Genomic DNA, 22,378 nt, shown 5'->3' with positions numbered 1-22,378 from the left:
ACAGATCGCGCGCCTTTGGTGCAGGTCTATGCGTGTAGTTTTTTTCATACCTAAACCCACGAATTGGCTGAAAAAAACGGACACCTTCTCGCTTTTATTCTTAGGCTCTCCACAGTATCACTAATAGGATTTTTAACATTCTCTTGAATGCATTGAATATTTCCATCGTAATTATGGTATGAACATTCCCGGCGGCGTTCGAGGCTGCCTATCTTTTTGGGGGAGCATGGAAAACAAAAAACAAACCCGGAGCAGTTGCACTCGAATGAGTCAACTTTCCGGGTTTATTCATTAACTAGTTCGTCGAAGCGAGAAATTTATTTCGTCCGAACGCCGTCAATTAATTCAGCTTTTTCCAGCATTCGATGAATGAGCACAGTGCTTTCGGCTCTAGTAATGTCTCTCTTGGGCAGTAGTCCGATATCGGTACCGTTGATCAACTTACTTTTTACGGCTGCGCTAACGCCCTGTCTAGCCCATGCATCAACCGAAGCGCCATCAGCGAATGTGGCTAGAATGGATTTTATGTCTGTATCGTTAACGTTTGGCTCCAGATCCGCGAGTTTCATGGCTCGGACCATCATCACGATCGCTTCCTCACGAGTAACCGTCTTCTCAGGCTGGAAACTACCGTCTTCGTAGCCGTCAATTAAGCCGTACTCCTGTGCTTTTGCAACAGCAGAATTGAACCAATCCGTTGTATCTACATCTTTAAAGACCAGGGATTTCCCTTTGTTATCCAGGCCAAGCGCCCGGACGATAATTGCAGTGAACTCCGCGCGCGTGATCGGTGCATTAGGCGCAAAGTGCGCATCTTCAACACCGTTTACCACCAGCCGCGATGCCATGTCATGGATAATGTCTTTCGCCCAATGTTCTTCCGTATCTGTGAAAGTCTTCTGATGCGCGATCAGTACATAAGTGCTGTTGGTTAAGCTCTTCACAACCGCATAGCTGATGCCACCACGGGTTATGAAGCGCGTCGGCACTTGACGGATCGATCCATCGTCATTCAGAACGACTGCCGTCGTGATTTTACTAGGGTCGATGCCGCTAGGAATCGGAATTTCACGTTCAACAAATTTGCTGAATTGGTCCAGACTTACCGTCTTGTCCTTATAAGTGGCTGAAACCGTAAAATCTACAGGCGCAACCATGACGGTGAATTGACCTTTATCCGCCGCTGACCCAATGAAGTTTACCTTGGTTGCATCGCTCTTCGCAATATCTACGCGTATGGAAAGATCGCTTGGCTTCACTTGCTGGCCGAATTGAGCTGATAGAGCAGCAAAATCAATCTGTGCGGCAGGCAGCTTGTAGCTGCCGTTAGGCGTCTCAATAGCAATCACAGCTTGTTTGAAGTTGTCCATTGCTTTCAGGGCGTCTCCGTTCAGAGTCACAGACACTTTATCCGCGTCCTGATTCACGGGGATGACGAGTGTTTGTTTGTCTCCACCCTTCTCAAGCTGCTCGATCAGCTTGGCAGCATCAACGGATACGTTTATAACTTTTTGACCGTTTTCGAATGTTACGGTACCGGAAGCATTTTGATCATTCGTCGTCTGGCCGCCGCTTGGCGTACTCGGGGAATTGTCGGAACCGGACGAATTTCCTCCCGATGACGAGGATGCGGCCTCCCGTGTTACGTTAATCGTATAAATTTTCGTCGCTCCGTCCGCTGCAGTCACTTCAGCAGAGATGATATTGCTTCCTGCAGCAAGATTAATAGGGCTGCTCTTTTGACCGCTCAGAACTGCCGCTCCATTCACCTTCAATGTCGAAAGGGGATCGTAAACCGAAGCGGTCACCGTTAACGACGAGACGATGTTCGGAACTTCGGCCGTGTAGGCGAGAGTCCTGAAATCGAAAGCAGGCGTAAGCGTTCCCTGAGACAAAGCCAATGTGTGCAATTCTGTTTTATGACCCGCCTGCGGTATGACACTCACTTCTGCCGAAAGTGGGCTGACTCCATCCGCATTGCCTGCCTGAACCGCAAAATAATAGGTTGAGGCGTTCGAGAGGCCGGTAATGAGAGTAGAGTAAGTTGCTCCGCTTACCGTCACTGCCGAGGAGGAGCCGTAGCTGCCCGGTGATGTTCCTTGGTAGACCTGATAATAAGTAGCGCCTGTAACACTGTTCCACTGCAAGAACGCTTGTCCGTCTCCCGGTGTTGCGACAAGTCCCGTCGGCGGCGCCGGAATTACCGGATTAACCGGAGGTACCGGCGGCTCGGGCGGGATAATGGCTCCCGTATAACGAGCCATTCGTATTTGGTTAGACACCCCGTTATATTCAAACCAGGAAACGTAAAGGTCGCCGTTATGTACTTCCATAACAGGAGCTACTGCCCGTCTCGATGCATCCACATTTAGACCGTTCGCACCGCCATCGTCAGCAGCATACCAACTTGTACCATTAAACTGTTTAACGCGCACTCGTTCGGTCCGTCCAGTCCATTCCGTCCAAGTCGCAAACAGTGTATCGCCGTATACCTTCAGAGCAGAGAGGCTTTTACCCCCGCTGGAATCCGCAATGTTCTCAACCGACTCCCATCTGATTCCGTCGAAACGCTTTACTTTCAGAAGAATCCGATCGCTGCTGTTCTCACCCCACACAACGTACAGTTCATTGTTGAACACGATTAAAGAGCTGGAAACGTCGTCGGTACCGCCAACCTCTCCGTTATCTGCATATACCCACTCTTGTCCATTGAACTTTTTAACTCTCGTTTGGTAACTGTTCCCGTTCAGCTCTAACCAAGATCCGTATAATTCGTTCTGGAACATGGCTAAGCTCGGATCGCCGAACGTATACGAAGCGGCTCGACCAAGCGATTTCCAACTTCCATCGAATTTCTTCACTTGAATGTCATTTCCCACACGGCCTGCTTCGGCCCATACCGCATACATTCCGTTATCCGTTGTCAATAGGTTAGGGTTCAAGGCTTGGTTTAGAGGATCGGCGTTTAATCCGTTTCTGCAACAATCCTCGTCGTTTATCCAAGTAGATCCGTCCACGAATTTTTTGACCCGCAGTACACGGACGTTTGCATTGTCGCGTTCTACCCAGAATGCGTATAACTGATTATGGAACACGGCAAGTTTCGGACTTTCAGCCACTTTTGTCGGATCCACATTCAAGCCTTGGAGACCAGATACGGGCAAAACGGATCCATTGGAATATTTGTTAACTTTAATCTTCCCTGCTTCAACCCAGGCGGCGTATAACTCGTCCTTATATTCTTTTAAATCAGGGTCATATGCGTCTATCAGATTTCCATTTAACCCGACATTGATCTCTTCATAAGCGGGTAACCATGCGGCACCATCATACTTCATGACCCTGATGTGGTACTGATAGCCGTTAAATTCAATCCAAGCAGCAATTAGATTATCATTTGTTGCGGATAATTGGGGACGCATTGCAACAGGCCGCGAAGTATTTAGGGCAAAAATGCCTTGGCTAGCCTCATCCCAATTTGTGCCATCATATTTTTTTACCCGGATTTCTTCGCCAAAATTTGTGCCGCTTTCCTCCGACCAAATCAAGTACAATGCGTTGTCGTACACATCAAAATGTGGGGATCTCACATCTTTCGAAGCATCCACATTTAATCCGACACTGCCGCCGCCATCAGCAGATGCCCAACTCGATCCGTCAAACTTCTTTACCCGGAGTTGTCTTCCCGATCCGTTATCTTCAGAATATGCAGCGTACAAAGCGTTGTTAAATACTTTCAGACTACCGTTTTCTGCATAAGAAGAATCGTCGTTATTCAAACCCTTAGGCCCGTCGACAAAAGACCAAGTTGAACCGTCGTACTTTTTGACCCGCAATCGGGATTTAGGCCAGTCACTCTCGTCCCAAGATATGTATAGGTTACCGTTATAAACAACTGACGCGGGGGAATTCGCATTCAAAGAAGGATTCGCATTTAATCCGAAGTCACCGCCGTCATCTGCAGATGTCCAGGCCGAACCGTTAAATTTTTTTACTCTGATTTGATAATATCTGTTAGTATTCTCAACCCAGATGAGGTAGAGATCGTTTTTATAAACTACCAAATGAGGGGTATACGCGGCAGCTGGAGAATTCATATTCAAGCCGGTACTGCCCCCACCATCTACAAAGGTCCAATTAGAACCATTATACTTTTTGACTCTTATCTGATTACCTTTGTTGGATGTCTCACGCCATGTTATGTACAGTTCATTGTTATAAACCGTCATGACAGGGTCCATTGCAGCTTCGGAGGCATCTGCTTGGAAGCCAGCGCCTCCGTCAACATAGTCCCATTTCGTACCGTTATACTTTTTGATATGAATCGTATTTTGGTTGTAGCCCTCAGACCACGCTGCGTAAACTTCGTTATTAAATTGAACGAGACTGGGAGCAGAAGCATCGTGTGTAACTTCCACATTTAAACCGGTTAGGCTGTTCCCGATCGCCTGCCAATTCGTTGCGGCCATAGCCTTGTTAATGCCAAACGGCACCGGCAGAACAGATAGAAAGAAAAGCAGGAAAGTTAAAAAAATAGGGGTTAATCTTCGCTTGCGCAATTTCAGTTTCATTGCTTCAACACCTTTCGCAGTATGACTGGATGATTATTCCAACATTTAATTCGTCTTCATCCAGCATTTTCCTCCAAAAAACGATAAATGTCGACTATGAATGTTAAAGATTTGTGACGAAAGTATGATTATGGGAGTCAGAGGAGGGCTCATCCAGGTTTTTATCGACAATGGCGTCGGAAAAGCGATAACGGAGGTTGCCGTGAACGCGATACTTCTCTCATTCTTTTTGTCTGCCGGTCTCGACTCTCATCCATACTGCCACCGCTTCGGCGGCGGAGTCCCTGATTTCCATCGTGGCTATCGGATTTATCCTCGTCCTGCAATTGATTATGTAGCGGAGTCGGTTGAAAGGCGTCTTTATAAAAGAAATAGCTCGTCGATAGGCCAGCCGAAGGTACCGGCTGACTTTTGGGCGTTCCGAATACCCCTTGCATTTGGGAGCTTCTTAGCCGATATAAAAAGAGACGACCGGCTCTATATTCGGCTATTGCCGTATTTTGTCACAACTTATCGTTGAAAGCTGCGTCTAATAGTTGATAGAATACTAGAGTTGGATTCATTTACCAGACCCATATCCCCAAACGGAAAGGATTGTTTGCATCTATGAAGAACAGCCGGATAAGCTGGAAAGTGGTCACGGCCGCCTTGCTGGCGCTGGTGCTGGCAGCGGGATTGTTCGGCAGCGCCGCGCTCCCGCTACAAGCAGCGGTTCCGAAACTCGATACGATTCGGGTCGGCCTTTTTATCGAACATGAAAGCTACCGTACTCCCGAGCAGGTGGTCACCCTCTCATCGGACAAAGGCTTCAAGCTGGGAGTGCGCACTCCCGCCGGGGTTGTGAACCTAGCGGCGGAGGGCGGCGCAACTCTGAAAGCCTCCCTGGACTCTTATGGGGTCCGTGTGCTGGAAACGGCGAACTGGAGTGAAGCGAAAGCCGCTTACGACAAGCTCCAGAGCTTGCCTTCCGACCGTGCGTACATCATCAGCCGCTCCAAAAAAGGAGCCGCCGTGTATCAGGTATACTACGGCAGCTACGCGGCGAAGGAAACGGCCAACACGGCAAAAGCCAAGGCGGTCAAGGCAACGGGCTCCGCGCAAGCGGTTCTGTCGGGGCCTCTGCATTGGTCTGCCGGCACGTACGCCACGGCCGCCGAAGCGGAGAAGCAGGCCGCGGCCGTATCACTGGCGGGAGCGGACGCCGACGTTGTTCTGACGCCGGATGCTTCGGGACAAGCCGGGTACAGTGTATGGGTAGGCGGCGAGGCGGACGAGGCCGGGCTGGCCGCCGTCAAAGCGGCTTTGCCGGGCGTAGCCCTGCAGCCGGCCGATACGGCATCGGCGTATCTGATCAAGCGGGTGGACGCTACGACCGCCGCAGCGGGAGTTCCCCATTATTTCTCGGGAGCAGGCTCGCAGAAAACTTGGCTCGACGGCAACGGCGCCGGAATCAAAGTAGCGGAGAAGTCGAACCAGGTCTACCGGGGCAGCATGGAAATCAGCCGCTACAACGGCAAATTCGCGCTTGTTAACGAGCTACCTTTCGAAGAGTACCTGTACTCCGTGGTCAGCTCCGAGATGGACGGCAGCTTTCCGCTGGAAGCGTTGAAAGCGCAGGCGGTCGCCGCGCGTACGTTTGCGATTAAAAAAGGAATGAAATACGGCATCGCGCACCTCAGCGATTCGACGACCGACCAAGCCTACAGGGGAATGCTCCGCGAAGCCGAGATCGTCCGCCAGGCCGTCGATGCGACCAAAGGTGAAGTGCTGGTAGACAAGTCGGGTATTATCGGAGATCCTTTGTACTCCTCCAATTCGGGCGGGCAGACCGCTGACGCTTCCGAAATCTGGGGCAATGCGGTTCCCTATCTGAAAAGCGTAGCCAGCCCCGACGAGGGAGCGGCTAAAGGCAAGCCAGTCTGGTACCGGGTTGCTCTGCTTTCGGGTGAAACCGGCTATGTCAGCGGCACTTACCTGAAGAAAACGGGCGAGAAGAGCGCGGCCGGTCTTGAAATAGCCGCATCCACGCAAGGAGGCGTAAATGTCCGCATTCTGCCGAGCACGGACAGCGCCAGCTCCCCGGCCGTCGCCCAGCTTAAGGACAAGGAGCGTGTCACCCTGCTGGAACAGGTAACGGAGTCAAATTCCTACAGCTGGTTCAGGGTGTACGACCGCGCCCAGATGGAGAAGCTGCTCGCAGGCGCGGGAGTGAAGCTGAACGGACCGCTCCAGTCGCTGGAGGTAAGCAAAAGAGGCCCGTCGGGACGCGCTACCGAACTGAAAGCAAACGGGGAAGTAGTGAAGGTCAAATACCCGAACGATCTTCGGAATGTTTTGGGCGGCCTGCCCAGTACCCTGTTTGATATTGAGGAACCGGGAAGGTATACTATAGTTGGTGCAGACGGTAAACCGGCCGCTCAAACGGCGGGTTCTGTCCAGGTTATCGGGGGAACCCAGGCCAAACCGCAAAAAGCGGGGGCCGACCTGTTCGTCATGGGAGCGGACAACCAGGTGCGCAGCGTCGCATCGGGCACGGCCAGCTTCGTGATCCGCGGGACAGGCAACGGGCACGGACTCGGCATGTCCCAATGGGGAGCCAGAGGTCTGGCGGAGCAGGGGAAAACCTACACCGAAATTTTACAAACTTACTATACCGGAGTTTGGACGACTAAGGAATGAGAGACATAAATGGACGTACAAGATTTTGATTACGATTTGCCGGAAGAATTGATTGCCCAGACTCCGCTCCTGGAACGGACGCAGTCTAGACTGATGACGCTCGACAAGCAGTCGGGCGCCGTCGGTCATCATACGTTTGAACAGTTGGCCGATTATTTGAAAGCCGGGGATCTGCTCGTGATGAATGACACGCGAGTCATTCCAGCCCGGCTTTTTGGCGTGAAGGCGGACACGGGGGCCAAAGTGGAGCTTCTGCTGCTCAAGCCGCTGGGCGAGGACCGCTGGGAAGCTTTGGCCCGTCCCGGCAAGCGGATTAAAACCGGCACTGAGCTGCTGTTCGGCGTACAGCCGGAGACGGCTGCGGACGGTACGCCGGTCGTCCCGAAGCAGGCACCGCTTTCGGCGGTGGTCGAAGCCGAAGGGGAGATGGGAGCGCGTACCGTTCGCTTCCGTTACGAAGGTATTTTTAACGAGATCCTGGATAAGCTGGGGGAAATGCCGCTGCCTCCTTATATTAAGGAACAGCTGCCCGAGAAGGAGCGCTACCAGACGGTCTATGCCCGCCATGCGGGTTCCGCTGCCGCTCCGACCGCCGGTCTGCATTTTACCGGCGATTTTCTCGACAAGCTGAAAAGCCGGGGCGTCCGTCTGGCCTTCGTGACTCTTCACGTCGGGCTCGGGACGTTCCGTCCCGTATCCGCGGACAAGGTGGAAGAGCACGAGATGCATGCCGAGTACTATGAGCTTCCGCAGGAAACGGCGGATCTCATCAACGAGACGACCGCCGCAGGCGGCCGCATCGTAGCGGTCGGTACGACCTCGACGAGAACGCTGGAAACCGCCGCCCGCCAGTCGCGGGCGGCATCGGAAGCGCAAGGCGGCTCCGTCCACACGGACAGCGGCAAGCCATACATTCGCGCTTGCAGCGGGTGGACCAGCATCTTCATCTATCCGGGCGTGGAGTTTCAACTTGTCGATGCGATGCTGACGAATTTTCACCTGCCTAAATCGACGCTGCTGATGCTGATTTCCGCCATGGCCGGCCGGGAGAGCATTTTGAACGCTTACCGTGAAGCCGTCGAGCGGAAGTACCGCTTTTTCAGTTTCGGCGACGCGATGTTTATTTATTGAATCGAGAAGGGAAGACAACTATGGCTGCGGTTACTTATGAACACATCAAGACCTGCAAGCAGACCGGGGCAAGGCTCGGTCGCGTACATACTCCGCACGGTGTGATCGAAACACCTGCTTTCATGCCGGTAGGCACTCAGGCGACGGTAAAAACAATGAGCCCGGAAGAACTGAAAGCGATGGACGCTCACATTATTTTGAGCAACACGTACCATCTATTCCTCCGCCCGGGCCATGAGCTTGTGAAAAAAGCAGGCGGCCTTCATAAATTTATGAACTGGGACCGCCCGATTTTGACGGACAGCGGAGGCTTTCAAGTATTCAGCCTGAGCGATATCCGTAAAATCACGGAAGAAGGCGTGCAGTTTCGTTCCCACCTGAACGGGGACAAACTCTTTATCTCGCCGGAGAAAGCCATGGAAATCCAGAATGCGCTCGGCTCCGATATTATGATGGCCTTCGACGAATGTCCTCCTTATCCGGCGACTTACGAGTACGTGAAAGACTCTCTGGAACGTACGACCCGCTGGGCGGAGCGCTGCCTGAAGAGTCATGCCCGTCCGGGCGATCAGGGACTGTTCGCCATCGTGCAGGGCGGCATGTACGCCGATTTGCGCAAGCAGAGCGCGGAGCAGTTGACTTCCATGGATTTCCCGGGGTATGCTATTGGAGGATTGAGCGTAGGCGAGCCCAAGCACCTCATGTATGAGATGCTGGAATGCACGACACCGCTGCTTCCGACCGGGAAGCCCCGCTACCTGATGGGAGTGGGTTCACCCGACGCACTCATCGAAGGCGCTATCCGCGGCGTGGATATGTTCGACTGCGTACTGCCGACACGGATTGCCCGCAACGGCACCGTGATGACGAGCGCCGGACGTCTTGTTATCCGCAACGCGAAACACGCCGACGATCTCGGACCGCTTGATCCGGAGTGCAGCTGCTACACATGTACCAACTACAGCCGCGCCTATATCCGTCACCTGATCAAGGCCGACGAGACATTCGGCATCCGGCTGACCACGTACCACAATCTGCACTTTTTGCTTGAACTGATGAGGGGTGTCAGACAAGCCATCCGCGAAGATCGCCTCGGCGATTTCCGGGACGAGTTTTTTACAAAGTATGGTCTTCACGACAACGACAAAGGTTTTTAACTGAAGGAGGATCTCAACGATGTCCAATCTGGCCGCAGCAGCCAATGCAAGTCCGTACGGAAGCTTAGTGACGTACATTCCGCTTATTCTGATGTTCCTGGTTCTTTATTTCCTGCTGATCCGCCCGCAGCAGAAGCGGACGAAAACCCGCAACATGATGCTGGGTAACTTGAAGAAAAACGACAAGGTCGTTACGATCGGAGGCCTTCACGGCACAATCCTGGAGATTACCGACGACATCGTCGTTCTGCGCGTTAACGATGCGACCAAAATGACATTCGACCGTTCGGCGGTTAACACCGTTGTAACGAGCAGCGCGGTAGCAGAAGAGAAAAAATAAGAGCGAATCACATACATAAAAGGCGAGTTCCTCGACCGGCCGGTCTAAGGAACTCGCCTTTTTTTCGTACATATTAACAAGCTGTCGCAGCATTATTCGCTGACTTCTTGCTTCTGGAGCCTGCGCTGCGGCAGAAGAATCCTGCTGAAGAACGGACGCTCTTCGCTGATGCTAAGGCCCAGACGGGCCGCGAATATACCGAGAAGGACACCGCCGCACATGTCGGTCAGCCAGTGGATCCCCAGGTAGAAGATCGAGAAGATGATCACTACGCAGCTGAGGAGGGAAAACCATTTCCAAAGCCGGTTCCCTGAACGGCTGGCAAGCAGTGCCATGGACACGGAAATGGAGGTGTGCAGGCTCGGGAAACAGTTGTCGAGCCCGGACAAAGGCCGGTATTCCGCTTCGAATTTAGGAAACACTTCCAAGATCAGCAGCTTTACATTGGGATGAAACGCCCACACTTCCTGAACGGGGAAGAACAAGTAAAACGGAATGGCAATGACGTAATTGATTATGACCGTATAGCAAAGCGCATAAAAAAGACGGTATTTCTTCTGGTACGTATAAATCAGAATCGATACGATCATCAGACATGGAAATACGATCACATAAAAAATACTGGTAACCATCGTGACGGTGTTGTTATAGAACAAGTGCTGGAAACCTGCTACGAAGTCTCCTTCCAGCCCGTGTATTTTTGCCGTGAAATCGGGTGTGTAGTGCATTTTGGATTCAATCCAAAGCTCGACTTTGTTGAAAAAGAGAATAGCCATGACCGCCGCAAAATGAAAGAAAAACTTCCGTTTTGTGAAAAAGTCCTGTACGAATGCTCCTGCGACAAAAAACGGATTTTTCCGTAAAGACAGGTACAGGAGAACGTAGATGGAAATCACAATATATACGGTTGCGTGGGTCATGGATTGTAACGGATACATTGTATTTCCCCCTAAAATTCAAAAAGGTATAAGAGAACTAAGATATTATATCATAGTCGGAGTAGTAGGTGTGCAATTTCAGGGGTCTCTCCATTATTTACTGCTGGAATTAACGCCGATCATGCCGCCGAGCGCACCGGCAGCGAAAGCGAATCCGGCCAGGGTGAGCGTTTTCAGATCGAATGCGGTATCAACCGCAAGGAAGCCGATAATCCAGACGATCAGCGCATAAAAAATGCCCAGCATGCCGCCGTAATACCAGCCTTTGCGGCCCGCGCGTTTACCCGCAACCCAGCCTCCTACAAAAACGGAAAGCCCGTGCGTGATATAAGCCAGGGTGGAAAGCGAAGATTCTTGCGTACGGCTGAGAAGCAGAATCAGCGAAGTTACTATAGTTCCCGCAATCAGCATAATGAACGCATAGAGAAGGCCTGAAAGAAATGGCGAAGATAGACGGACCTGGCTCACCTTATTAATCGGAATCATGACAGTATCCTCCCTTTCCCTTAAGAACATTTCGGTATCATCATTCTATGGGCCTGTTCATAAGAATAGTACAGGTTCCGCTTGTACGCGGTTCCGTGGGAAAGGGGGACGGGAACAAGATGCATGAAGCTGTGCAGAATGCCGGCTGGCAGGCCGCAGCGGCTGTAGTTGTCGCCCTGCTGGCCGTAGGTTTGGGCCTGAAATTTGTCCGCTGCCGCGCCTGGCTTCCGCTGGCGGGAGCGGCTGTTTTGTTGGCGGCCGGAATTGCGGGTCCCCCAGCCGTCGTGATAGAGGCCGTCCCGTGGAGAGCGCTCGCGCTTGCGCTGACCATGGGAATAATAGCGACTGTAATCGAAGAAGCGGGATGGATTCAGCTGACGGCGGTAAGATTTTACCGGCTGACTTCGGCGAATCCGCAAAAGGTGCTGGCCATGTCCATGATGCTGGCCGCCTCCGCATCGGCTCTTCTGGACGCATTAACCGCCATGGCGGCTCTTCTGCCGCTTCTGCTGGCTTTTACGAGAGCCTGGAAAATACCGCCTTCTCCGTTCGTAATCGGTATGATGCTGGCCTGCAACATCGGAAGCGGCCTCTCCGTTGCCGGAACTATGCCGGCCCGGCTGATCGGCACTACAGGCGAACTTGGCCTGACGGGCGTTTGGCTCGTGCTGGGCCCCCTCCATGCCGTTCTCCTTGTTCTCGCTTATATGATGATCCGGACGGTGTACGTCGATAAGCTGAAAGTAGGCACGGAAAGACTCCGGGAACTCCAAACCGCGGCTTCCGGCATGAATGGAGACAAGGGGGATATCCGCAATCCGGCTATCGCCCTGGGTTTGATCCTGCTGGCATATATTTGTGCCGATCTGACGGGTGTTGACCTGATTTGGATTTCCGGAGCGGCAGCGGCCTTATTGTTCCAATCGGTAATTAAACGACGCGAAAGCCTCAAAAGTTTCGCGGCCGGCTTTGTCCCGCTCCTGGCGCTCACTGCCGGCTGGCTCCTTATCGCCGGCGCTTTCGTCCAGACAGGCGTGCTTGACGTCGCGGCCGAATGGCTGATGAAGGCAAGCTCGGGAGACGATCAGCGGGCCGTGCTGGCCGTTCTCTGGTTGTCCGCTGCCGGCGCCGCCTTTTCGGACGGGACGGCCTGGACCGCATTTTCCGTTCCCGTCGTTCAAATGGTGAGTGAACAATTGCAGGCCGTCTCACCGGATCATGCGGGAAGGCTCTGGTATGTCCTGCTTTCGGGTGTGCACTTAGGCTCCAATGCGACCAGCTTCAGTTCTTTTTCCAGTCTTCTGGCCTTCGGAGTCGCTGCCTCCCGGAAAAACGGGCTGAGCTTCCGGGAATATGCACGGATCGGCGTGCCGTTTGCTCTATTTTCACTTACCCTGGCATCCCTGTATTTAGTCGGATTCTGGTTTGGCAACAATTGAGGGACTTCCGGGCCGCATGAAGGGAAAGGGGGGCGGTCAGACTACCAGGTAAACTCCGAGAACAGAACGTCCAGGAGGATACCATGGAACTGCTGACGATTTTTTTGCGCACCGTTATGATCTATTTTGTCGTTTTCGTCATGCTCCGTATTATGGGGAAACGCGAAATCGGCAAGCTTTCGGTTTTCGATCTGGTGATATCGATTATGATTGCCGAAATCGCCGTATTTGTACTGGAAGACATACGCATGCCCATGGCTAACGGAATGGTGCCGATGATTACGCTCGTGCTCATTCAACTGCTGATGGCGTTCATTACGCTCAAAAGCCAGCGTTTCCGCACGTTATTCGAAGGCCGTCCAAGCGTCCTGATCGAACACGGGAAGCTGAACCGCGAAGAAATGCGCAAACAGCGCTACAACCTCGATGATCTGATGATGCAGCTCCGGCAGCATAAGGTTATGAACGTGGCCGATGTCGAATTCGCCATTCTGGAGCCGTCCGGCAAGCTGAGTGTGGTGGAAAAATATCATCCCAGCCGCAAGCCCGAAATGGGGCCGATCGAGAGCGGGCGCATCCGTTATGCGGGACTGCCTGTAGCCTTGGTCATGGACGGCAAAGTCCAGGAAGATAATCTGCAAAAAGTGGGCCAGACCCGCTTCTGGCTCAAGAGCGAGCTTAAGAAGAAGGGGATATCTGATTTCAAGGAAGTTTTCTTCTGTTCCGTCGATCACCGGGGGTATTTGTACGTGGATAAGAAGGACCGGGTTTAAACGATGAAAAAGCCGGACTGCACAAAAATCTGTGCGTACCGGCTTTTCTGTATTCGGCGGACGGATCAAGGTTTGCGGATGATTTTCCGCCCGAGTGTCAGCAAGCGGGACAAGTCCGACCTGTTAACGATTTTGAGTGCCGTTACGGCCGCCAGATAAGCCGTTAAGGCGGCAGCCGAGGCGAGGAGGAAACTGATACCGGCGGGCATGCTGCCGATGGACCGGTAAACGGCGTAGCAGCATAAGGAGGCGATGCCCATGGCGGCCGACACCTTGGCCACATCGCTGCCGCGCAGGGTAAACTTCAGATGCCGCAGCACGCTCAGCCCGTGGAGGAAGGTGACCAGCACAACGTTCACGCAGCTGGCCATAACGGCGCCGAGTATGCCGAATTCCGGCTTGCTCGCGAGCCATACAATCAGCAGAAGCTTGACGAGGGAGCCGATCAGCGTGTTGATGAGCGCGCTGCCGGGTTTGTCCAACGCCTGCAGCGCGGCCTGGAGAGGAGCCTGCAGGTAGATGAAAATTGCGACCGGCGCCAGCATTTTAAGCATGACTGCGATATCCTTCTGCCCGTACATGAGCAGACAAAGAGGATCGGCCAGCACATACATGATGACGGCGAAGGGAGCGCCCGTAACAAGCGCCAGGCGAAGCGACTGATGCATGCGCTTGTGAATGGTCTTCAGATCTTTGCGCGCCGCGGCCTCGCTGAGCGACGGAACGAGCGAAACCGAAAGCGAGGAGGTCAAGGCGCTCGGCAGCAGGATGATCGGAATGATCATCCCTTGCAGGGCGCCGTACTGAGCGGTCGCGAGTGCGGTTGCGATACCGGCGGCCGCAAGACTGTGCGCGATGAGAATGGATTCGAGCAGGTAGGAGCCCGCCCCCACGAGGCGGCTGGCCGTAATCGGCAGGGAAAGCGTCAGCAGACGGCGCAGTTGGGTCATCCGGCCGTGCGCGGCGCTTGTGCCGATCTGCGCCTTGTTCACGGGCATGTTTTTCTTGCGCTGCAGCTTGTAATGGATGAGAAGTACGAGCATACCCGCGATTTCACCGATGGTGACGCCGATCATGGCGCCGGCGGCCGCCCATGAAATCCCATAGGGGAGCAGGGCGAAGGAGCAGAGAAGAACCATGACGATGCGCACCAGCGTCTCAATGGTCTGGGAAGTTGCCGTGGGGATCATGTCCTGCTTTCCCTGAAAATAGCCCCGGAGAACCGAGGATACGGCGATAATCGGTATAATCGGGCTCATGCTGAGAAAAGTAAAATAGACGCGCTCGTCCGTCAGCAGATGGGAGGTTATCCAGCGCGCCCCCAGTATGCAGACTGCGGTAAATATCCCCGATATGCTCACGGAAAGCGTAAGGGCGAGCTTAAGAATGCGCGCCGAACGGCGGTAGTTGCGCTCGGCTTCCGCCTCGGCCACGAGTTTGGATACGGCGAGGGGAATGCCTCCCGTTACAATCGTAAGAATAACGATCAGGAACGGCCAGCCCATCTGGTAGAGGCCGACGCCTTCGGCGCCGATTACCCGGGGAAGCGTGATCCGCGGGATGAAACCGAGGATCCGGTTTACGATGCCTGCGGCCAGTAAAATCATCGTCCCTTTTAGAAAAGACTGCTTGGTCAACGTTCACTCCCTCTTCCGTAACGGGTTCTACTAGAGGATATGCGGGCAATGGCCAAGCTCATGCCAAACTTTTTGGGGATACGGGACCGGCAATGCAGGAAAACCTGTTTTTGTAAGCGAATATAGCAGGTATGAAGCAGAACGTGTACGTTGCCGTTACAGCAGCTAAGGGGGGAAATAAATGAATTCGGAAACGGACAAATTGGAGACGGCATCAGCCGCGGCAGCGGAGCAAGACGAAGCCCCGGAAGACACTAAAGAACAAACGGAATCCCGGCTATTGCCGGAAGGACTTCTTGAAGCGGAAGCGCTGGCCGAAGCGGAGTCCCTGGAAACGATGCTGGAACCCGAAGAGACAGAAGAAAAGAAAGATGCGGATGTCCTGAACGGATGGCCGGAAAGCGGCGGAACGCTGCAAGAATCCGGCCGTGAAGCCGAAACAGGCGAGACGCCAGAAACGTCAACGGTTGTGGAGATCAGCTCCATGGATGAAACGGCTGCTGCTGCCGAACCCGTGCAAGCGGTCGTGATCGATCCTGCCGATTCGTTTGAAGTGGAAGCGGAGCCGGCATTCGACATGGCGGTCGAAGAGGAATTTAATACCGGGGCTGCCCAAGGTATTATGGAGGAGGAATCAGAGCCCGAGCGCCTGAACGACCGGGAACTCAACGAGATGATCGAAGGCTTATGCCTGAGCAAAGCGGAGGAGTTCCAGATGATCGGTTACGAACATGTCACGGGAGAAGAAATCTGGGAGTGCATTAACGACAGGTACAAGAAGAAAGGATTGCCGCCTCTTCACCAGGTTGTCAACGATATTTTGTCGCTTAAACCTAATCAGTTTATGAATTATTTGACGTTAAGCATGTATCGAAGGTCCTGATCGGCTTTTCGGGGCCTTTTTTTGTTTGGGGTGGTAAAAAACGTCAAATTGACTCGTTTTTCGCGTGTGGGTATAATAGGAATATTGAGTTGGGAAGGGAGATTATCAAGGAATGAATGTAAAACGGATCTCGGCGTTTTTCATAACCGTCATTGTCACGCTGGCCGTGATCGCAACGACGAGTCCCGGGCTTCTTGGCAAGATCAAGCTCGGTTTGGATTTAAAAGGAGGGTTTGAGATCCTCTACGTGGCTGAGCCGTTTACGGCCGGTCAGAAAGTAACCCCCGCAACTTTGAAAAAAGCGGCGGAAAGCATCGCGCAGCGCGCGGATAAGCTCGGCGTAGCAGAGCCGGAAGTTCTCGCCGAAGGCGAAAACCGTATCCGCGTGCGTCTGGCGGGCGTTCAGAACGAAGACGAAGTGCGCCAGAAAATCGGCAAACCGTCTTCCCTTACGTTCCGCGATCCGGATGGCAACAACATGCTGATCGGTACCGATTTCGTCGAAGGCGGAGCCTCGGTCGGTTACGATCAAACGAACCAGCCGGTGGTACAAATCAAGCTGAAAGACCGCAGCAAATTTAAAGATGTTACTACAAAAATGGTAGGAAAGCCCCTGTCGATTTTTCTCGATGAGGAAAAGCTGTCGTCCCCGATGGTTAACACTCCGATCGACAGTGACGTAGCTACGATTACAGGCAGTTTCAAGTTCGAGGAAGCGCAAAAGCTTGCCGACACGATCAACCTCGGCGCCCTCCCTCTGAAATTGACGGAGAAATACACGCAGGTAGTCGGCGCTTCCCTTGGACAAATGTCTCTGGAACAAACGATCCGTGCGGGGATTATCGCATCCGTTATCATTCTGGTCTTTATGATTCTCCTTTACCGTCTGCCCGGCATTATTGCGGCCTTTACGCTTATCACGTATACTTGGCTGCTTCTCGTGCTGTTTGACTGGATCAACGCGACACTGACCCTTCCGGGGATTGCGGCACTCGTGCTCGGGATCGGGATGGCGGTCGACGCCAACATTATTACGTACGAACGGATCAAAGAAGAAATCCGCAGCGGCAAGAGCATTCCGTCTTCGCTTAAAGCGGGTTCCAAAGCTTCGTTCCGCACGATTATGGATGCGAACATTACGAACATTATTTCCAGCCTTGTACTCTACTATATCGGCAACGGGGCTATCAAAGGCTTTGCTTTGACCACGATGCTCAGTATTGTCGTGAGTATCTTGACGAACGTGTTCTTCTCGAGATTCCTCATTCACCTGCTCATTAAGGGCAATGTGTTTAAAAAGCCCGGTTATTTTGGCGTGAAGGAGGCGGACATCCGTGAACTATAGTAACAAATTCAACTTTGTCAAACACCGGAATGTTTTCTTCGCAATCTCCGGTATACTCATACTGGCCGGTATCGTAACGCTCTTGCTGTTCCAAATGAACTACGGCGTCGACTTTAAAGCGGGTACTTCCATCGACGTTTCGGTAGGACAAGCGATTACCAAAGAGAAAGCGCAGGAGATTTACAAAGGCGCGGGCTTTGATCAGACAGTCACGATCGGCGGAGCCAACGGCGACCGCGTCTCCACCCGTTTCGATGAAATTCTGGGCAAAGAACAGGTCGATAAAATCAAGGCGGCTTTCGAAGCCCCTTATAAAGATAAGGTGTCCATGGAAGTGAACACCGTATCGCCCGACATCGCCAAGGAACTCGCCATTAAAGCGATCATCGGTATTCTCATCGCAAGTGTGGCGATCAGCATTTATGTAAGCATCCGGTTTGAATGGAGATTCGCGTTAGCCGCCATTATTTCCATTCTTCACGATGCGTTTATCGTCGTCGCGATGTTTGCCATCTTCCGTTTCGAGGTCGATTTGCCGTTCGTAGCCGCTGTACTGACTACCGTCGGTTACTCGATCAACGACAAGATCGTTATCTTCGACCGGATTCGTGAAAACCTTCGTTTCGCCAAGACGAAAACTCCGGAAGATCTGGAGAAGCTTGTTCATGACAGCACATGGCAAACGATGGCCCGGAACATCAACACGGTTCTTACCGTATTGATCGCGGCTGTCTGCCTCTTTATTTTCGGCAGCGAATCTATTAAATTATTCGCCCTGGCGAAAATCATCGGTCTGACAAGCGGCGCATACTCTTCCATCTGTATCGCGAGCCCGCTGTGGTACCTGCTCAAAAGAAACTCGCTCGGCAACAAGCGCAAAGCCGCTCCAGCCGCAGCCGCAAAAGAATAAGCTCACTGCCGCGTGAATCCTTGTTCCCGCGGCTTTTCCTTGACATGAGATAGAAGCGTCACCCAGCAAACTATTCATTAGGAGAGTCGACATGTCAGACGAACGATTTCAGAAAGCCGAAGTCGCCGCGTGGATTGGAATAGGTGGCAACATCGGTCTTACGGTTCTTAAAGGTGTGGTCGGCGTGATGGCGGGAAGCCGGAGCCTCTTGGCGGACGCCGTGCATTCCGCTTCGGATACAGCGGGTTCATTCGCTTCGCTGCGGAGTCTGAAAGCGCCGGGAACTCCCGTCGACCATGGCCGCTCCTACGGTCGTGACAAAGCGGAATCCATTGCCGCGATTCTAATTGCGGTCATTATGACGATCATTTCCGTGGAAATCAGTATGAATGCGGTGAAGGATATGGTTTCCGGCGTACGTAAAGCACCCGAGAGCTATGCGCTTATTGCCGTTATCGCTTCTCTTGTTTGCAAAGAAGTCATGTTCCGGTACAATTACTGGGTCGGGAAAAAGCTCGGCTCACGCGATCTCGTGACCGGCACCTGGGAACACCGTTCCGGCGTGTATTCCTCGATTATGGCGCTGGCCGGGGTAGGAGGCGCTCTGATCGGTGAAAAAATGGGCTGGGGGTTTATGTACTACTTGGACCCGGCAGCGGCCGTCGCCGTCACCCTTCTTATCGTTAAAAACAGTTACGGGGTTATTACCGACGCGCTGCAGAAAACGATGGACCGTGCCCTGCATCAGGAAGATGCGCGGGATATGATCGACGCCGTACAAGGCGTAAAGGGCGTCATTTCCGTAGAAGATCTCCGAGCCCGGGAACACGGGCATTATGTCATTGTGGAGCTCAGGATCAGCGTGAATCCGCGCATTTCCGTTCTGGAAGGCAACGAAATTGCAAGATCGGTCAAGTACCAGCTCATGAAAAAATTTATACACCTTTCCGATGTCACGATTCACGTATTCCCTTACGATTCGGGTTATCCTTACAAACACAGTATTGATGCCGCTGCAAATGACAGCGCGCAGATGCTTCATTAACGAATGAGCTAAGAAATGAATATGCAAGTTTAGGAGGAACAACGTGCTGGAATCCAAAGCAAGATGGCGGTTGGGCGCTGGAGACGAGGCCGTTGCCGGGCAGCTTTGCGATGCTCTCGGGATCGATCCGCTGCTCGCCAGGCTGCTTGTGCTGCGCGGAGTTAGCAGCGTTCCCGAAGCCGAACAGTTTCTCAGCGGAGGAAGCGGTCATTTTCACGATCCTTTCCTGATGGAAGGCATGGAACCGGCGGTCAGCCGGATCCGATCCGCCCTAAGCGGCGGAGAAAAAATTCGTGTCTACGGCGACTACGATGCGGACGGGGTCAGCTCGACGGCGCTTATGGCCCATCTGCTCCGAGGTTTGGGCGCCAATTTCGACACCTACATTCCGCATCGGGTCAAAGAAGGCTACGGTTTGAATAAAGGGGCCGTTGATCTCGCTAAAGAGCAAGGAGTATCTCTGATTATCACGGTCGATACCGGTGTAAGTGCGGTAGAGGAAGTCGCTTATATTCAGGAGCTTGGCATGGACGTCATCGTGACGGATCATCATGAACCGCCCGGTACGCTGCCTCAGCCGCTTGCCCTGATCAATCCCAAGCAAGAAACCTGCCCCTATCCGTTTAAGGGGCTTGCAGGTGTTGGGGTCGCTTTGAAGCTGGCTCAGGGACTGCTGGGCCGTCTGCCAGAAGAACTGCTGGAGATTGCCGCCATCGGTACGGTAGCGGATTTAATGCCTCTGCACGACGAGAACCGGCTTATCGTTAAGCTTGGACTGGAAAGAATGAGAAAGTCGGCTTATCCCGGACTGCGTGCCTTGATGGACGTCTCGGGTGTCGACAGGAGCGCAGTGAATGCCACGCACATCGGATTCAGCCTCGCGCCCCGGATCAATGCCAGCGGAAGGCTGGAACACGCCTCCACTGCACTCAAACTTCTGGTGACAGAAGACGAAGCCGAAGCGGTGTCGGTCGCGGAAGAGCTCGATCTGCTGAACAAAGAACGCCAGTTCATTGTAGACGAGCTGACGGGACTGGCTAAGGCTGCCGTGCAAGAAGAACAGGACGGGGCTTTGAAGCGGGGAGAAACGCCCAAAAACTTTCTCGTCGTATCCGGCGAAACATGGAATGTCGGCGTCGTCGGTATCGTTGCTTCGCGTCTGGTCGACACTTATTACCGTCCGACCATCGTGCTCAGCATAGATCCCGACACGGGGATGGCCAAAGGCTCGGCCCGATCCATCGCGGGCTTCGATATGTATCTGGCGCTGACGCACTGCGCCGATCTATTGGATCATTACGGCGGGCATCAGGCCGCTGCCGGCATGTCGCTTCGCAGGGAGAACATCGCCGAGTTTGAACGGAGGCTGAATGTGCTCGCCGGCGAATGGCTCAGCGCGGAAGATTTTGTCCCGCTGCTTGCCGTCGATGCGGAATGCAGCCTCAGCGAGGTGCCCCTCGAATGCATCGAGGAGCTGGAGAAGCTGGCTCCGTTCGGAGTAGGCAATCCGGCGCCGAAGATTTTGTTCAGCGGCCTCCGCCTCGATGAAATCAGGCTGATGGGTCGTGAGCGCCAGCACCTGAAGCTGGTTCTCACGGATGCCGCCGCCGAGATCGCCGCCGGAGTCGAGGCCGTGGGCTTCGGCAAAGGCTGGCTCGGCAGCCTGATGACGCCGCAGGCGCCCGTTGACATTGTCGGAGAGCTCTCCGTCAATGAGTGGAACGGCGTGCGCAAGCCGCAGCTCATGCTGCAGGACTTGCGCATCCCGGCTCTCCAGGTCTTCGACTGGAGAGGCAAACCCGCCGCGCGCGTCGTCGAAGAGCTGGCCGCGCTCGGCGAGCGGCTCGCCGCCCTTCCGGGGCGCGGCTCCGCTCGGCCGCCGGCCCTTGTCCTCTTCGGCGAAGAGGACCGGGCGCCCGGCGGGCGTCAGGCAGGCCCCGTGTGGCGGTGCATGCCTGACGGGAGCCTGGCAGCGGACAATGAAGCGGCCCGGGAACTGAAGTTCCCGGAGATGACCGACATTGTCCTCTGCACGGCTCCACGCTCGCTCACGCAGCTGGAGCGGGCGCTCGCCCAGGCGGACGGCATACGCCGGTGCTATGCCGTCTTCGCCGATCCCGCGCCGCAGGACGGCGGCGCGATGCCTACGCGTGACCAGTTCAAAGCGGTCTACGCGTCCGTCAGGCAGCAGGGCATGTGGGATTTGCGCAATCCCGCCCTGCTGCAATCGTTCAGCCGCCGGTCAGGCTTATCGGCGTCGATGATCTCTTTCGTCCTCGACGTATTCGAGGAGCTGGGCTTTATCGAGAAAGCCGGAGGCGTCGTCCGCCCGGTAGCCGCTCCGTCCAAGCGTGACCTGACGACCTCGAGAAAGTATCAGGAACGTCTGTCGCGCGCGGAAGTCGACCGCGTCTGCGTGTATACGTCCGCCAAAGAATTAAGCGACTGGATTGCAGGCTGTCGTTCACCGCAGCAATTGTCGTCCGCGCAACCCACATAAATGGAGGAATCCCCATGAATTTCAAAGAGTATATCCGCGTCATCGAAGATTTCCCGCAGCCGGGCATTCGTTTTAAAGACATCACGACCCTGCTGCAAAATGGGGCTGCATACAAAGAAGCGATCGACGAGATCGCCCGTTTCGTCAAAGACAAAGAAATCGACCTGATCGCAGGTCCGGAAGCACGCGGGTTCGTCGTGGGCGCTCCCCTTGCCTATGCGCTTGGAGTAGGTTTCGTGCCGATCCGCAAGAGCGGCAAGCTGCCGGGCAAAACCATTGAAGCGGACTACTCCCTGGAGTACGGCAAAGACAAACTGGCGGTGCATGACAATGCGATCAAACCGGGCCAGCGCGTACTGATTGCCGACGATTTGCTTGCAACCGGCGGTACCATCAAAACTTGCGTCAATCTGATCGAACAACTGGGCGGAGAAGTCGTGGGTTCGGCATTCCTGATTGAGCTGACTTATTTGAACGGCCGCGAGCAGCTGCCTGCGGGCAAAGATGTCTTCACTTTGATCCAGTATTAAGGTTAATTGCGATA

16 protein-coding genes are annotated in these 22,378 nt (G+C 53.7%); 12 read left to right on the top strand and 4 right to left on the bottom strand.

The window, feature by feature from the left end:
• Nucleotides 1-317: 317 nt before the first annotated feature.
• Nucleotides 318-4,571 carry an S-layer homology domain-containing protein gene (locus tag PCH01S_RS14545; protein WP_042230430.1) on the bottom strand — a complete coding sequence of 1,418 codons (4,254 nt, stop codon included), beginning with the start codon at nt 4,569-4,571 and terminating at the stop codon, nt 318-320.
• 606 nt (nt 4,572-5,177) lie between these two features.
• On the opposite strand from PCH01S_RS14545, the gene PCH01S_RS14535 reads away from it, so the two are divergent.
• The 4 genes from PCH01S_RS14535 to yajC are packed head-to-tail and all read left to right on the top strand — an operon-like array spanning nt 5,178 to nt 9,878.
• Nucleotides 5,178-7,250, top strand: coding sequence for a SpoIID/LytB domain-containing protein (locus PCH01S_RS14535; RefSeq protein ID WP_042230427.1), 2,073 nt, complete (start codon nt 5,178-5,180; stop codon nt 7,248-7,250).
• Nucleotides 7,251-7,259: 9 nt separating this feature from the next.
• On the top strand, nt 7,260-8,381 hold the full coding sequence (gene queA, locus PCH01S_RS14530) for a tRNA preQ1(34) S-adenosylmethionine ribosyltransferase-isomerase QueA (protein WP_042230426.1): 1,122 nt from the start codon (nt 7,260-7,262) through the stop codon (nt 8,379-8,381).
• Between the two features lie 20 nt (nt 8,382-8,401).
• On the top strand, nt 8,402-9,538 hold the full coding sequence (tgt, locus tag PCH01S_RS14525) for a tRNA guanosine(34) transglycosylase Tgt (protein WP_042230423.1): 1,137 nt from the start codon (nt 8,402-8,404) through the stop codon (nt 9,536-9,538).
• A 19-nt stretch (nt 9,539-9,557) separates the two neighbouring features.
• Nucleotides 9,558-9,878 carry a preprotein translocase subunit YajC gene (yajC, locus tag PCH01S_RS14520; RefSeq protein ID WP_042230421.1) on the top strand — a complete coding sequence of 107 codons (321 nt, stop codon included), beginning with the start codon at nt 9,558-9,560 and terminating at the stop codon, nt 9,876-9,878.
• Nucleotides 9,879-9,970: 92 nt separating this feature from the next.
• Here the strand turns inward: yajC and PCH01S_RS14515 are convergent, their stop codons facing one another.
• Nucleotides 9,971-10,816 (bottom strand): phosphatase PAP2 family protein, encoded by an 846-nt coding sequence (locus tag PCH01S_RS14515; protein ID WP_042230419.1) that lies wholly within the window; start codon nt 10,814-10,816, stop codon nt 9,971-9,973.
• Between the two features lie 93 nt (nt 10,817-10,909).
• Nucleotides 10,910-11,302: a TIGR04086 family membrane protein gene (locus PCH01S_RS14510; RefSeq protein WP_042230417.1), complete on the bottom strand. Its 393-nt coding sequence runs from the start codon at nt 11,300-11,302 to the stop codon at nt 10,910-10,912.
• Between the two features lie 119 nt (nt 11,303-11,421).
• On the opposite strand from PCH01S_RS14510, the gene PCH01S_RS14505 reads away from it, so the two are divergent.
• Together PCH01S_RS14505 and PCH01S_RS14500 are read left to right on the top strand one after the other, a co-directional pair.
• On the top strand, nt 11,422-12,741 hold the full coding sequence (locus PCH01S_RS14505) for an SLC13 family permease (protein WP_042230415.1): 1,320 nt from the start codon (nt 11,422-11,424) through the stop codon (nt 12,739-12,741).
• An 83-nt stretch (nt 12,742-12,824) separates the two neighbouring features.
• Nucleotides 12,825-13,514, top strand: a complete 690-nt coding sequence (locus tag PCH01S_RS14500; protein ID WP_042230414.1) for a DUF421 domain-containing protein — start codon at nt 12,825-12,827, stop codon at nt 13,512-13,514.
• Between the two features lie 65 nt (nt 13,515-13,579).
• On the opposite strand, the gene spoVB is transcribed toward PCH01S_RS14500, so the two are convergent.
• Nucleotides 13,580-15,151 (bottom strand): stage V sporulation protein B, encoded by a 1,572-nt coding sequence (spoVB, locus tag PCH01S_RS14495; protein WP_042230412.1) that lies wholly within the window; start codon nt 15,149-15,151, stop codon nt 13,580-13,582.
• Between the two features lie 181 nt (nt 15,152-15,332).
• Between spoVB and PCH01S_RS31655 the strand changes: the two genes are divergently transcribed.
• From PCH01S_RS31655 to PCH01S_RS14465, 6 genes are all read left to right on the top strand, one after another.
• Complete coding sequence (locus tag PCH01S_RS31655) at nt 15,333-16,034, top strand: post-transcriptional regulator (protein WP_042230409.1); 702 nt, start codon at nt 15,333-15,335, stop codon at nt 16,032-16,034.
• Nucleotides 16,035-16,146: 112 nt separating this feature from the next.
• On the top strand, nt 16,147-17,379 hold the full coding sequence (secD, locus tag PCH01S_RS29805) for a protein translocase subunit SecD (protein WP_042230407.1): 1,233 nt from the start codon (nt 16,147-16,149) through the stop codon (nt 17,377-17,379).
• Nucleotides 17,369-18,289: a protein translocase subunit SecF gene (gene secF, locus PCH01S_RS29800; protein ID WP_084706604.1), complete on the top strand. Its 921-nt coding sequence runs from the start codon at nt 17,369-17,371 to the stop codon at nt 18,287-18,289. Before secD ends, secF begins: the two co-directional genes overlap by 11 nt.
• Nucleotides 18,290-18,380: 91 nt before the next feature.
• Nucleotides 18,381-19,334 carry a cation diffusion facilitator family transporter gene (locus tag PCH01S_RS14475; protein ID WP_042230405.1) on the top strand — a complete coding sequence of 318 codons (954 nt, stop codon included), beginning with the start codon at nt 18,381-18,383 and terminating at the stop codon, nt 19,332-19,334.
• A gap of 43 nt (nt 19,335-19,377) precedes the next feature.
• A complete protein-coding gene (gene recJ, locus PCH01S_RS14470; protein ID WP_042230404.1) occupies nt 19,378-21,834 on the top strand; it encodes a single-stranded-DNA-specific exonuclease RecJ in 2,457 nt (818 codons plus the stop codon).
• Nucleotides 21,835-21,848: 14 nt separating this feature from the next.
• The gene (locus PCH01S_RS14465; protein ID WP_042230403.1) at nt 21,849-22,364 is read left to right on the top strand and encodes an adenine phosphoribosyltransferase; all 516 of its coding nucleotides are present in this window, start codon (nt 21,849-21,851) and stop codon (nt 22,362-22,364) included.
• Nucleotides 22,365-22,378 lie beyond the last annotated feature (14 nt).

The sequence above is a fragment of the Paenibacillus chitinolyticus NBRC 15660 genome (assembly GCF_000739915.1).
GTDB lineage: Bacteria > Bacillota > Bacilli > Paenibacillales > NBRC-103111 > Paenibacillus_F > Paenibacillus_F chitinolyticus.
The sequence above is the reverse complement of the archived record's forward strand: the minus strand, read 5'-3'. Positions and strand labels throughout refer to the sequence as shown.